The following is a 12781-nucleotide window of genomic DNA, read 5'->3' as shown; positions in this document are numbered from 1 at the left end:
GACTGACCCCAGCCATGCCGACTTGGTTCGCATACACGTTGATCGTGTTGCTGACGATCACGAGCATCATGCTCACCATGCTGATCCTGCTGCACCGGGGCAAGGGCGGCGGGATGTCGAGCATGTTCGGCGGTGGGGTCAGCTCCAGCCTCGCCGGCTCCTCCGTGGCCGAGAAGAACCTCGACCGCTACACCGTCCTGGTGGGCATCGTCTGGTTCGCCTGCATCATCGGCCTCGGGCTCTGGCTCAAGCTGGCGGTTCCCGCCTGAGCGAGCCTTCCCGTCGTAGGCACCTGCGCGCGGCCCGTACCCACGGGCCGCGCGCAGTTTTTTCCGCTCCAGGTGGTTGCAGGGGCACCTTGCCGTGCGGAAAGCGGTAGCAAGGGCCCCTGCGACCATTCAGCGCAGGCTGCGGAAGCGGGGGCGTACGTCCACCGCCGCGGCCCGGTCGAGCAGCCAGAGGGTACGGCTGACGCCCGCCGCCCCGGCTGCCGGCAGCTGCACCGGGCCGGCGCCGTCGAGCGCCATGTGGACCGCCGCCGCCTTGTCCGATCCGCTGGCCACCAGCCACACCTCCTCGGCGGTGTTGATCGCCGGCAGGGTCAGGGTGATCCGCACCGGCGGCGGCTTCGGGCTGCCCCGGACCGCGCTGACCGGCCGGCTCTCGTAGTGCACCCGGTGCTCGGGGAAGACCGATGCCACGTGGCCGTCCTCGCCGACGCCGAGCAGCAGCACGTCGAAGTGGGGCAGGGTGGCGTGCCCGGGACGGGCCGCGGCGGCGAGTTCCTCGGCGTACCGGGCGGCTGCCACCTCCGGGTCCGCCCCGTCCGGGCCGTCCGAGGCCGGCATCGGGTGAACCCGGGCCGGGTCGAGGGGGAGCAGGTCGAGCAGTTCCGCCCGGGCCTGGGTCTCGTTGCGCTCCGGGTGCCCGGCCGGCAGGAAACGCTCGTCGCCCCACCAGACGTCCACCCGTGCCCAGTCGACCGCGTCCCGGGCCGGCAGGGCCACCACCGCCCGGTACACGGCGGCGGCGATCCGGCCCCCGGTCAACACCACCGACGCCTGGCCCCGGTCGGCCTGCGCGTCGAGCAGCTTCACCAGCAACCGGGCCGCGACCGCCTGCGCCAGCAGGTCGGCGTCGGCGTGTACGGCGACACTCGCCTCACTCATCACGTGCCTTTTTCTCATCGACCGCAGGGCGTCCCGCCCGGCGGTACGTGTCGTCGCCCGGGCGGCCCCGCCCGTGGTGGTCGTCGCCGGGCCGTCCCGCCCGTCACCCGGATCGCGTGACGGGCGGGAGCAGGCCCGGTGGTCAGGATGGCGCGTTGGTCGAGGCGTGCGTGGTGACGCCCGCCTCGGCGCGGCGCGCGGTGGCCGGGTCCTTCCAGACGTGCACCCGCTGGGCGGGACGGTCGTCCAGCCCCGAGAGCCCCGCCGCCGCGCCGAGAGCCTCGGCGTACACCTGGTCGGCGTCCAGCCGGCGCAGCTCCTCGGCCAGCTCGTCACCGAGCGGCCGCCGCACCAGCGGCAGGTCCCGGTCGGCCTGGCCAGTACGCCGGAACTTCGCCGTGCTGTCCTCCCGGGTCAGGGTCAGCTCGTCGCCGTTGGCGCAGCGCAGCTGCACCTCGCGCATGCGGGGCTGGCCGTCGGCGTGTTCCCAGCGCGGCTCGATGCCGAGCCGGCCACCCAGCCAGCCGCACATCAACGCCGCCGTCGGGTCGGTCCGGGGTGCCACCACGGTCGCCTCGGTGACCCGCGCCTGGGTGGTGTCGAAAGCCCCCGCGACCAGGGTGCGCCACGGGGTGATCCGGCTCCAGGCCAGGTCGGTGTCGCCCGGGGCGTAGTCCCGGGCCCGCTGCCGCAGCGCCTCGATCGGGTCCGCCGCCTGGGCGGCGTCGGTGATCCGCCGGTCGGCGACCACCCCGAGGAAGTCGGTGGCGATCTCCTCGGGAGGCTCGGCGTGCCACCAGGTCACCACCGGCACGTCCGGCACCAGCAGCGGCATCACCACGGACTCGGCGTGCAGCGCGAGCCGACCGTACATCCGGGTGACGACCGCCTCGCACGGGCCGAGCCGGCCGCCGACGACGATCTCGGCGTCCAGCCGGTTGTGCTCCCGCTCCACGTCCGAGCGGACCACGACCAGCAGCCGGCACGGGTGGGCGGCGGCGGCGATGGTGGCCGCCGCCTCCGCCTCCCGGACGCGCTTCTCGTCCACCACCACGATCAACGTGAGGGCCATGCCGCTGGCCACCCCGCCCGCGCTGCGCCGTTCGGCGGCGAGCGCCTTGACCACCTCGTTGCCGGTGGTGTCCCACAGCCCGATCATGCTCGTCTCCAGGCCCGGCCCTCGTGGGCCAGCATCTCGTCGGCCGCCCGGGGACCCCACTCACCGGCCCGGTACGGCTCCGGCTTCGTGCCCGCCCAGGCGCGCTCCAGTGGGTCCACCACCTGCCAGCTCTGCTCCACCTCGGCGGCGTCCGGGAAGAGGGTGCGGTCACCGATCAGCACGTCCAGCACCAGCCGCTCGTACGCCTCCGGGCTGGCCTCGGTGAACGCCTCGCCGTACTGGAAGTCCATGGCGATGTCCCGGACCTCCATGGTGGTGCCCGGCACCTTGGAGCCGAACTTCAGCACCACGCCCTCGTCCGGCTGGACCCGGATGACGAGCTGGTTGTTGCCGAGCATCTCGATGTCGGCGTCGTTGAACGGCAGGTGCGGGGCGCGCTTGAACATGATGGCGACCTCGGTGACCCGCCGGGGGAGCCGCTTGCCGGCGCGGATGTAGAACGGCACCTCCGCCCAGCGGCGGTTCTGGATGCCGAGCCGGACGGCGACGTACGTCTCGGTGGTGGAGTCCGCCGGGACGCCCTCCTCGTCCAGGTAGCCGACCGCCCGCTGGCCGCCGACCCAGCCGGGTAGGTACTGGCCCCGCACGGTGCCCTGGCTGATGTCCTCCGGCAGCGTGATCGCCCGGAGCACCTTGAGCTTCTCGGCCCGGATCTCGTCGGCGCCGAAGCTGGTCGGCTCCTCCATCGCCACCAGGGCCAGCAGTTGCAGCAGGTGGTTCTGGACCACGTCGCGGGCGGCCCCGGCGGAGTCGTAGAACCCCGCCCGACTGCCGATGCCGACGTCCTCGGCCATGGTGATCTGCACCGAGTCGACGTAGTGGGAGTTCCACAGCGGCTCGAACAGGTTGTTGGCGAAGCGCAGGGCGAGGATGTTCTGGACCGTCTCCTTGCCCAGGTAGTGGTCGATCCGGAAGACGTCCTGGCTGGTGAAGACGTCGTCGACCAGGTCGTTGAGTTCCTTCGCCGAGGGCAGGTCGTGCCCGAACGGCTTCTCCACCACCACCCGCCGCCAGCCTCCGGAGCGGGCGTTGTCGGCCATGCCGGTGCGGGCGAGCTGCTTGAGCACCACGGGGAACGCCGCCGGGGGGATGGAGAAGTAGAAGGCGGCGTTACCGGTGATGCCGTGGGTGGCGCGCAGCTCGTCGAGCGTGGCCGCGAGGTGGTCGAACGCGGCGTCGTCGTCGAACGACCCGCCGACGAACTTGATGTTGCCGGCGAGCCGCGCCCACACCTCCTCCCGCCAGGGGGTGCGGGCGTGTTTCTTGGCCGCCTCGTGGGCCAGCGACTCGAAGTCGCCGTCGCCCCAGTCCCGGCGGGCGAAGCCGAGGACCACGAACCCCGGGGGCAGCAGCCCTCGGTTGGCCAGGTCGTAGACCGCGGGCAGCAGTTTCTTGCGGGCCAGGTCGCCGGTGACGCCGAAGATCACCAGAGCGCAGGGCTCCGGGATCCTCGGCAGCCGCCGGTCCTGCGGGTCGCGTAGCGGGTTCACGCCGCCTCCTCGCTCCGCCGGATCCGTTCCGGTCATCGTCACGTCCGGAGCTGTCGGGCCGCGTCGAGCAGCTGGGCCACGCCCGCCGCCCGGTCGGTCAGGTGCAGCCGCAGCAGGGGACGCTCCCGGCCGGCCAGGGCCTGCCGGTCACCGGCGGCCTGCGCCGCCTGGAGTTCGCCGAACGTGTACGGCTTCCCGGGGACCGGCAGGTCCTCGGCGACCGCCCCGGTGAGCTGGAGGAAGCTGCCGACCTGCGGGCCGCCCTTGTGGTACTGGCCGGTGGAGTGCAGGAAGCGCGGTCCCCAGCCGAAGGTGACCGGCCGTCCGGCCGCCCCGGCCAGCAGCGGTCGCAGCTCGGCCGCGTCGGCGTCGGCGAACCGGTCGAGGTACGCCATGACCGCGAGGTAGCCGCCGTCGGCCAGCCCGTCGAGCAGCCAGCGCAGCACGCCGGTCAGCTCGCCCGGGGCACCCGCCGGGGCGTACACCTCGATCGCGCCGGAGGTGAACGACGGCTCCTCGGTGACCGGCCCGGCGGCCAGGATCCGGTTGGTGTTCTCCTTGCTCTCGGTCACGTTCGGCTGGTTGAACGGGTCGATGCCGAGTACCGCCCCGGCCACCGCCGTGGCGTACTCCCAGGTCAGGAAGTGCGCGCCGAGCGGGCCGTTGACCGCGACGTGTGGCTGCGCCCCGCCACCGGGTATCTCCCCGGCCGGCAGCGCCCCGCCGTAGCTGACGGTGAGAACGTCGTCCCCGGTCACGCCGGGGCTGTCCGGTGCCTCCACCACCACGGGCAGGATGCCGACGCCGGCCTTGCCGGTCGACTCGGCGACGAGCTGCTCGGCCCAGTCGCCGAGCCCCTCGATGCCGGTGCCGTCGCTGACCAGGGCGACCTTGTCCCGGCCCTGGGTGGCGGCGGCGCCGAGCGCGGCACCGAGCGCCAGGCCCGGGTTGTCGCGCTCGCCACCGAAGCTCTCCGCGAGCGCCTCGGCCTCGTCGATCAGCTCGGCGACGTCGACCCCGGCCAGCGCGGACGGGACCAGCCCGAACGCGGTCAGCGCGGAGAACCGGCCGCCCACCTCCGGGTCGGCGAGCACCACGTGGGCGCCCATCTCGGTGGCCGTCGCCTCCAGCGGGGAACCCGGGTCGGTGACGATCACGAAGTGCCGGCCCGCCTCGGCCTCGGTCAGCCCCGCGTCGAGGAACGCCTGCCAGTACGCCCGCCGGTGGCTGTCGGTCTCGACGGTGGAGCCGGACTTGCTGGCCACCACGACCACCGTCCGCTCCAGCCGGTCGGCCAGCGCCGCCCGGACCTGCCCCGGGTCGGTGGTGTCCAGCACGGTCAACGACTTGCCGAGGGTCCGGGCGATCACCTCGGGAGCCAGCGAGGAGCCGCCCATGCCGGCGAGCACCACGTGGTCCAGGTCGCCCAGCTCGGTCTTCAGCTCGGCGAGCTGGGGCAGCAGCTCCCGACTGCGGCGGTGGGTGTCCACCCAGCCCAGCCGGATCTTCGCCTCCTGCTCGGCCTCCGGACCCCAGATGGTCGGGTCCTTCTCCGCCAGTCGCCCGGGCACGCCGGAGCGCACCAGCGCGTCCCGGGTGGAGGTGGCACCGGCGGCGTCGACCGCCGCCGCGCCGTACACCGCCAGTCCGGCAGCGGCCTCCACCGGGCCGTCCAGCAGGTCACTCACGCCTTGCCTCCTCGCTGCGCCGCTTCCAGCGACGTCCGGACCCCGTCGAGCAGTTCCTGCCAGCTCGCCTCGAACTTCTCCACACCCTCACGTTCCAGGGTGGCGATCACGTCGGCCATGTCCACGCCGACCGACTCCAGGTCCGCGAAGACCTGCCGGGCCTCGTCGTACCCGTCGGTGACCGTGTCGCCCCGGGTCTCGCCGTGGTCGGCGTAGGCGTGGATCACCGGCTCCGGCATGGTGTTGACGGTGCCGGGGGCGATCAGCTCCTCGACGTAGATCACGTCCCGGTAGTCCGGGTTCTTCGTCGAGGTGGACGCCCAGAGCGGGCGCTGCGGGTGCGCGCCGGCGTCGGCGAGGGCCCGCCAGCGGTCGGAGGCGAAGACCTCCGCGTAGCGCTCGTACGCCAACCGGGCGTTGGCCACGGCGGCCTTGCCGCGCAGCCCCTTCGCCTCGGCGGAGCCGATCTTCTCCAGTCGCTTGTCGATCTCGCCGTCCACCCGGGAGACGAAGAACGAGGCGACCGAACCGATCGTCGACAGGTCGTGGCCGTTCGCCTTGGCCTGCTCCAGACCGGCGAGGAAGGCCTCCATCACCTGCGTGTAGCGGTCCAGCCCGAAGATCAGCGTGACGTTGACGCTGATCCCCTCGGCGAGGGTCGCGGTGATCGCCGGCAGCCCGGCCTCGGTCGCCGGGATCTTGATGTAGAGGTTCGGCCGGTCGACCAGCCACCAGAGGGCCTTGGCCTCGGCGACCGTCTTCAGGGTGTCGTGGGCCAGCCGCGGGTCCACCTCGATGGAGACCCGGCCGTCCACCCCCGCGCTGCCGTCGTACGACGGGCGCATCACGTCGCACGCCCAGCGCACGTCGTACGTGGTGAGCATGCGGACGGCCTCCTCGACCTGCACCTCCCGCGCGGCGAGGTCCCGCACCTGCCAGTCGTACTCGTCGGCGTCCTTGAGCGCCTTCGCGAAGATGGTCGGGTTGGTGGTCACCCCGGCCACGTGCTTCTCCCGCCGGAGCTGGTCCAGCCCGCCCGAGCTGAGCCGGGTCCGGGAGAGATCGTCCAACCAGACCGCCACACCTGCGGCGGTCAACTCGCGCAACCTGTCAGTCATACCGTTCACGCTCCCCTCAGTTGCCGGTGGTGAAACCGGTGATGTCGCCGATCCGGGTGAGCGACGCGTGCGCGGCGGCCACGATCCGGTCGGGGGTGAAGCCGAACTGCTCGAAGAGCATCGAGTGCGGGGCGCTGGCCCCGTAGTGCTCCAGGCTGACGGACTCGCCGCTGTCGCCGACGACGCCCCGCCAGGACATGCCGATGCCCGCCTCGACGCTGACCCGGGCCTTCACGCCGCGCGGGAGCACCGACTCGCGGTACGCCTCGTCCTGCGCGTAGAACCACTCCTGGCAGGGCATCGAGACGACCCGGGTGGGGGTGCCCCGCTCCTCCAGCCGCTCCCGCGCGGTGAGGCAGAGCTGCACCTCCGAGCCGGTGCCGATCAGGATCACCTGCGGCTTGCCGTTGCTCGCCTCGGCCAGCACGTAGCCGCCCCGCGCCACGCCCTCCGCGCCGGCCAGCGTCGAGCGGTCCAGCGTCGGCAGCGGCTGGCGGCTCAGGGCCAGCGCGGTCGGACGGTCGGTGTGCTCCAGCGCCGCCCGCCAGGCCCACACGGTCTCGTTGGCGTCGGCCGGGCGCACCACGTCCAGGCCGGGGATGGCCCGCAGCGCGGTCAGGTGCTCCACCGGCTGGTGGGTGGGGCCGTCCTCGCCGAGGCCGATCGAGTCGTGCGTCCAGACGTAGACCACCGGCAGCTTCATCAGCGCGGCGAGCCGCACCGCCGGGCGCATGTAGTCGCTGAAGACCAGGAAGGTGCCGCCGTACGGGCGGGTGCCGCCGTGCAGCGCGATGCCGTTGAGGATCGCGCCCATGGCGTGCTCGCGGATGCCGAAGTGCAGCGTGCGGCCGTACTCGTGGCCGGGGAACTCCTTGGTGGCGTGGCTGGCGGGGACGAAGGACGGCTCGCCCTTCATCGTGGTGTTGTTGCTCTCCGCCAGGTCGGCCGAGCCGCCCCACAGCTCCGGCAGGACCGGGGCGAGGGCCTCCAGGACCTTGCCGGAGGCGGCCCGGGTGGCGACGCCCTTGGCGTCCGCCGGGAAGGTGGGCAGCGCGTCGGCCCAGCCCTCCGGCAGGGTACGGGTGGCCAGCCGGTCGTAGAGGGCCTTGCGCTCCGGGGCGGCCTTCGCCCACCCGTCGAACGCGGCCTGCCACTCCTGCTGCTCCTGCGTCCCCCGGGTGAGGGTCGTGCGGGTGTGCGCGAGCACCTCCTCGCTCACCTCGAAGTTGCGCATCGGGTCGAAGCCGAGCAGCTTCTTGGTGGCGGCGACCTCGTCGGCGCCGAGGGCCGAGCCGTGGATCTTCCCGGTGTTCTGCTTGTTCGGCGCGGGCCAGCCGATGATGGTGCGCAGCGCGATGAACGAGGGGCGGTCGGTCTCGGCCTTCGCGGCGAGCAGCGCGGCGTGCAGCGCCTCGACGTCCTCGTGGTACTCGCCCTGGTCGGCGTCGCCGCGCCGCCAGTCGACGGTCTGCACGTGCCAGCCGTACGCCTCGTAGCGGGCGGCGACATCCTCGCTCTTGGCGATCCGGGTGTCGTCCTCGATGGAGATCTCGTTGTCGTCGTAGATCAGCGTGAGGTTGCCCAGCTGCTGGTGACCGGCGAGGGCGCTGGCCTCGTGGCTGATGCCCTCCTCGATGTCGCCGTCGGAGGCGATGCACCAGATGTGGTGGTCGAAGACCGACGCGCCGCCAGCGGCGTCCGGGTCGAACAGGCCGCGCTCACGGCGGGCCGCCATCGCCATCCCGACCGCGTTGCCCAGCCCCTGCCCGAGGGGGCCGGTGGTGGTCTCCACGCCCGGCGTGTGCCCGTGCTCCGGGTGGCCCGGGGTGAGCGAGCCCCACTGCCGGAGCGCCTTCAGGTCGTCCAGGCCCAACGGGTAGCCGGTGAGGAAGAGCTGGATGTAGAGCGTGAGGCTGGAGTGGCCGGCGGAGAGGACGAAGCGGTCCCGCCCGGGCCAGTTCGGGTCGGCCGGGTTGTGCCGCATCACCTTGTTGAAGAGGAGGTACGCCGCGGGCGCGAGGCTCATCGCCGTACCGGGGTGGCCGTTGCCGGATTTCTCCACGGCGTCCATGGCCAGCACTCGGACGGTGTCCACGGCCCGCCGGTCGAGGTCGGACCAGGTCAGGGTTGTCTGTTCGGGTCGGTTGGCAGCCACGATGGTTGTGCTCCTCGGCAGATGGGCGGAACCCTCGACAGATGACCCTATCGAGCGGGGGTAAACCCCCGCCCAGGGATCTCTGCATGCGGTTTGGCCCGGGTCGTCCGGGTCACCCGCCCGCGCGGGGGTCGGTGTTCCGGCAGGCCGTGCGGATGTGATGACGGGCACGGGGGACGGGGTGAACGGGCTGCGCGGATCACGCCGCGTAGGCTGTCGGTCGGTGTGTGCGTCCGGCAACCGGCCGCCGCCGAGCCGATCTCCTGCCGATGCCGGAAGGTGGCCGTCCGTGAGCATGATCACCGAGCGCCCCGTCAACAGTCCCGCCGCACGGCCTGCGGCGGAGGTGACGTCGGAGGGCGTCGGTGCGCGGCGGAACGCGCGGGCGGTGGTCGCGGCGTACGTCGCCCTCACCAAGCCGCGCATCGTCGAGCTGCTCCTGGTCACCACCGTCCCGGCGATGATGCTCGCCGCCGAGGGGATGCCGTCGCTCTGGCTGGTCGCGGTCGTGGTGGTCGGCGGCGCCCTCGCCGCCGGCGCGGCCAGCGTGATCAACTGCTACATCGACCGGGACATCGACCAGGTGATGCGGCGGACGAAGCGTCGCCCGCTGCCCACCCACACGGTCACCCCGCGTAACGCCCTGGTCTTCGGGCTCGTCCTGGCGGCCGTCTCGGTGGTCCTGATGGCGGTCTTCACCAACTGGCTGGCCGCCGGGCTGACCCTGGCCGCCATCGTCTACTACGACCTGGTCTACACGCTCTGGCTGAAGCGGACCACCCCGCAGAACACGTTCTGGGGCGGGGCCTGCGGCGCGGCCCCGGTGCTGATCGGTTGGGCGGCGGTGACCGGCTCGCTCGCCCCGGCGGCGTGGGCCCTGTTCGCCGTGGTCTTCTTCTGGCAGATGCCGCACTTCTACGCGCTGGCCATCAAGTACAAGGCGGACTACGCCCGCGCCGGCATCCCGATGCTGCCGGTGGTGGCCTCCACCCGTCGGGTCAACGCCGAGATCATCATCTTCACCTGGCTCACCGTGTTCTCCTCGCTGGCGCTCTGGCCGCTCGGCATGAGCCCGATCTACGGCGCGGTCGCCCTGGCGGTCGGGGCGGTGTTCATCGTCGAGGCGCACAAGCTGTGCCGGCGTTCCGTCCGGGGCGAGGCGGTGAAGCCGATGCGGCTGTTCCACTGGTCCACGACGTACCTGACCATCCTGGCGGCGGCCGTCGCGCTCGACGCGCTGCTGTAGGGCACCGGCCCGCAGCGGGTCAGGCGCTGTCATTTTTCTGTCATCTTCCGCGCCTGATTTGCCCCGAAAGATCGGGACATGTCGTGCCGAATTGTCTGTGGTCTACCTTAAACCTCGGGGTAATTGGCATCACAAATAGTTCATGGTTCTCGCCCATCCGTGGCGGCATCTGCTTACGCTGCCCGGCATGGCAGATGGTTCCGATACGACGCTGACGGCTGATCAGATCGTCTCCGGCGAGGCCCCCAACGGCGGCCTGGTCTCCGGCATCCGGTCGTTCGCCGCCGGGCACGGCGGCGCGACGGCGGTCATCGAGTACGTCGGCAAGCGGGGCGCGCGCATCGTGCTGCTGGGCTCCGACGGCGAGTGGGGAGACCAGTTCGCCGAGGGCACCGACGTGGCGCGACAGGCCTGCGCGCTGGCGGGGGTCGCCGTGGAGAACGCCTGGGAGCGTGAGCTGATGGACCAGATGCGGCCGAGCAACGACCTGTGGCGGTCGATGGCCCGCCGCACCATGGCGCGATAGACGGCCGGACGACCTTGACCCACGATCACCAGCCGACCCGGGGGGAACCCCGGGTCGCTCTCGTCACCTGCACCGACCTGCCCGACCTCGAACCCGACGACCGGCTCCTGCGGGCCGCGCTGGCCGCCCGCGGCGTGCACGTCGACACCGTCATCTGGGACGCCCCGGACGTCGACTGGGCCGGCTACAACCTGGTCGTGATCCGTTCGACCTGGGACTACGCCGTCCGTCGCGACGAGTTCGTCGCCTGGGCGCACACCGTGCCCCGGCTGGCCAACCCGGCCGACGTGGTCGCCTGGAACACCGACAAGCGCTACCTCGACGCGCTCTGGGCCGCCGGGGTGCCGACCGTGCCCACCACCTGGGTCGTACCCGGAGAGCCCGGGCAGCTGCCGGAGCGGGGCGAGTACGTCGTCAAGCCGGCGGTCAGCGCGGGCAGCCTGGACAGCGGCCGGTACGACCTGGGCGACCCCGAGCACCGTCAGCTCGCCGCCGACCACCTGACCCGGCTCGGCACCGCAGGGCGGGTCGCCATGGTGCAGCCGTACCTGCACGGGGTCGACACGGCGGGGGAGACCGCGCTGCTGTTCGCCGGAGGGCCCACCGGCCCCGTGTTCAGTCACGCGATCCGCAAGGGCGCCATGCTCGCCGGCCCCGACCTGCCGTCCGAAGAACTGTTCCGGACCGAGCGCATCGATCCGCGCACCGCCACCGCAGAGCAGCTCGCGGTGGCCGAGCGGACGCTCGCGGCGGTGCCCGGTGGTGCGGAGCGGCTGCTCTACGCCCGGGTCGACCTGATCCCCGGCCCGGACGGCACGCCGGTCCTGGTCGAGCTGGAACTGACCGAGCCGTCGCTCTTCCTCGGCCACGCCGAGGGTGCCGCCGACCGCTTCGCCGACGCGGTCGTGTCCCGCCTACGGGCCACCGCCTGACCGGCGTCCCACCGCCCGCACCCCACCCGACTCCGCAACCCTCATCTGCATCTGCACCTGCACCCGCGCCCTCGCCCGTGCACGCGCGCTGCCGACGCTGAGGTGGTAGCAGGGGTCCCCTGTTACCGCTTATTGAGGAGCAGGGGACCCCTGCAACCACGCGGGCAGGCGCGCGGCAGGTGGGCAGGCAGCGGCCGGGTGGCGGCAGCGGGTGAGACGGCAGCGGGGGGAGTGGAGCCGGTGCGGCGGGGATCAGCTGCCCACGCGGCGGCGACCGGGTGGCGCGGATGGATCAGCTGTGTGCGGCGGCGACCGGGTGCGCCTCGGCGTCCGTCGCCGCCCCGGCGGAGGTTGCCGAAGCCGGGGCGGGGCGCCGCTCGCGGGTCGACCACTGGACCGACAGGGTGGCCAGCAGCACCAGGCACGAGCCGAGCATGTGCGCGCCCACCAGCAACGCCGGCAGGTGGGTGAGGTACTGCACGAAGCCGATCAGTCCCTGACCCAGCTCCACCGCCAGCAGCACCAGCGCCGCCCGGGCCGCGCCGGTCGCGCCGACTGCCCGGAAGGCGAAGACGAGCGCCACGGAGAGGCCGATCAGCAGGAAGACGCTGTCGGCGTGCACCTGGGCGATCGACTCCGGGTCCAGCCCGTTGCGGGCCGCGCCGTGGTCGCCGGCGTGCGGGCCGCTGCCGGTGACCCAGGTGCCGATGACCAGCACCGCGACGCTCACCAGGGTGGTGAGCCAGGCCAGGGTGCGCAGCGGGGCCGGCACCACGGCCACCGTCGGGCCGTCCGGTTCCTTCGTGCGCCGCCAGAGCGCGTACGCCGCCGCGATCACCGCCATCGAGGCGAGGAAGTGCAGCCCGACCACCCACGGGTTGAGGTTGGTCAGCACGGTGATCCCGCCGATCACCGCCTGGGCCGGGATGCCCAGGAAGACCGCGACCGCCAGCGGGAGCAGGCTGCGCCGGCGGGACCGGTGCAGCAGTACCGCGACCAGGGTGGCCAGCGCGATCAGCCCGACCGCGAAGGTGAGCAGCCGGTTGCCGAACTCGATGGCGCCGTTGATGCCCATCTCGGCGGTCGCGGTGTACGACTCGTCGGTGCACCGGGGCCAGGTGGGGCAGCCGAGACCGGAGTCGGTCAGTCGGACGGCCCCGCCGGTGACCACGATTCCGACGTTGGCGATGATCGAGGCGAGCGCGAGTCGGCGCAGCAGGGCGGCGGAGACCGGGAACCGGGCGGGTCGCATCACACCGCGAATCCTACGCACTGTA

Annotated in this window: 11 protein-coding genes; 4 read left to right on the top strand and 7 right to left on the bottom strand. The window is 72.7% G+C overall.

Translation table 11 applies throughout. The annotated features are described in order from the left end of the window. Positions 1 to 14: 14 nt before the first annotated feature. Positions 15 to 269, top strand: coding sequence for a preprotein translocase subunit SecG (gene secG / locus IGA62_RS02680; RefSeq protein WP_145816507.1), 255 nt, complete (start codon positions 15 to 17; stop codon positions 267 to 269). 129 nt (positions 270 to 398) lie between these two features. Here secG and pgl read toward each other — a convergent pair whose 3' ends face one another. The 6 genes from pgl to tkt all read right to left on the bottom strand — a co-directional run bounded on the left by pgl (position 399) and on the right by tkt (position 8800). Further along, positions 399 to 1169 carry a 6-phosphogluconolactonase gene (gene pgl, locus IGA62_RS02675; RefSeq protein WP_145816509.1) on the bottom strand — a complete coding sequence of 257 codons (771 nt, stop codon included), beginning with the start codon at positions 1167 to 1169 and terminating at the stop codon, positions 399 to 401. A gap of 142 nt (positions 1170 to 1311) precedes the next feature. Beyond that, positions 1312 to 2328: a glucose-6-phosphate dehydrogenase assembly protein OpcA gene (locus IGA62_RS02670; protein WP_145816511.1), complete on the bottom strand. Its 1017-nt coding sequence runs from the start codon at positions 2326 to 2328 to the stop codon at positions 1312 to 1314. Next, the gene (gene zwf, locus IGA62_RS02665) at positions 2325 to 3875 is read right to left on the bottom strand and encodes a glucose-6-phosphate dehydrogenase (RefSeq protein ID WP_145816513.1); all 1551 of its coding nucleotides are present in this window, start codon (positions 3873 to 3875) and stop codon (positions 2325 to 2327) included. Before zwf ends, IGA62_RS02670 begins: the two co-directional genes overlap by 4 nt. 2 nt (positions 3876 to 3877) lie before the next feature. After that, positions 3878 to 5527: a glucose-6-phosphate isomerase gene (locus IGA62_RS02660; RefSeq protein WP_145816514.1), complete on the bottom strand. Its 1650-nt coding sequence runs from the start codon at positions 5525 to 5527 to the stop codon at positions 3878 to 3880. Next, positions 5524 to 6645 (bottom strand): transaldolase, encoded by a 1122-nt coding sequence (tal, locus tag IGA62_RS02655; RefSeq protein ID WP_145816516.1) that lies wholly within the window; start codon positions 6643 to 6645, stop codon positions 5524 to 5526. The genes IGA62_RS02660 and tal overlap by 4 nt, the downstream gene beginning before the upstream one ends. 16 nt (positions 6646 to 6661) lie before the next feature. Beyond that, complete coding sequence (gene tkt, locus IGA62_RS02650) at positions 6662 to 8800, bottom strand: transketolase (RefSeq protein WP_145816517.1); 2139 nt, start codon at positions 8798 to 8800, stop codon at positions 6662 to 6664. Between the two features lie 289 nt (positions 8801 to 9089). Between tkt and IGA62_RS02645 the strand changes: the two genes are divergently transcribed. From IGA62_RS02645 to IGA62_RS02635, 3 genes are all read left to right on the top strand, one after another. Then, positions 9090 to 10046, top strand: coding sequence for a heme o synthase (locus tag IGA62_RS02645; RefSeq protein WP_145816519.1), 957 nt, complete (start codon positions 9090 to 9092; stop codon positions 10044 to 10046). Positions 10047 to 10233: 187 nt separating this feature from the next. Then, positions 10234 to 10572, top strand: coding sequence for a hypothetical protein (locus tag IGA62_RS02640; RefSeq protein ID WP_145816521.1), 339 nt, complete (start codon positions 10234 to 10236; stop codon positions 10570 to 10572). Positions 10573 to 10586: 14 nt separating this feature from the next. Then, positions 10587 to 11504: an ATP-grasp domain-containing protein gene (locus IGA62_RS02635; protein ID WP_145816523.1), complete on the top strand. Its 918-nt coding sequence runs from the start codon at positions 10587 to 10589 to the stop codon at positions 11502 to 11504. 292 nt (positions 11505 to 11796) lie between these two features. On the opposite strand, the gene IGA62_RS02630 is transcribed toward IGA62_RS02635, so the two are convergent. After that, positions 11797 to 12777 carry a COX15/CtaA family protein gene (locus IGA62_RS02630; protein ID WP_186499763.1) on the bottom strand — a complete coding sequence of 327 codons (981 nt, stop codon included), beginning with the start codon at positions 12775 to 12777 and terminating at the stop codon, positions 11797 to 11799. Positions 12778 to 12781: the final 4 nt, after the last annotated feature.

The sequence above is a fragment of the Micromonospora sagamiensis genome, assembly GCF_014680085.1.
Taxonomy (GTDB): domain Bacteria; phylum Actinomycetota; class Actinomycetes; order Mycobacteriales; family Micromonosporaceae; genus Micromonospora; species Micromonospora inyonensis.
This window is presented reverse-complemented; position numbering and strand designations above follow the sequence as displayed.

Bases quoted from the DNA above. Each gene is read 5' to 3' on its own strand.
- pgl (WP_145816509.1), bottom strand. From the start codon at position 1,169: ATGAGTGAGGCGAGTGTCGCCGTACACGCCGACGCCGACCTGCTGGCG.
- secG (WP_145816507.1), top strand. From the start codon at position 15: ATGCCGACTTGGTTCGCATACACGTTGATCGTGTTGCTGACGATCACG.
- tal (WP_145816516.1), bottom strand. From the start codon at position 6,645: ATGACTGACAGGTTGCGCGAGTTGACCGCCGCAGGTGTGGCGGTCTGG.
- zwf (WP_145816513.1), bottom strand. From the start codon at position 3,875: ATGACCGGAACGGATCCGGCGGAGCGAGGAGGCGGCGTGAACCCGCTA.
- IGA62_RS02640 (WP_145816521.1), top strand. From the start codon at position 10,234: ATGGCAGATGGTTCCGATACGACGCTGACGGCTGATCAGATCGTCTCC.
- IGA62_RS02670 (WP_145816511.1), bottom strand. From the start codon at position 2,328: ATGATCGGGCTGTGGGACACCACCGGCAACGAGGTGGTCAAGGCGCTC.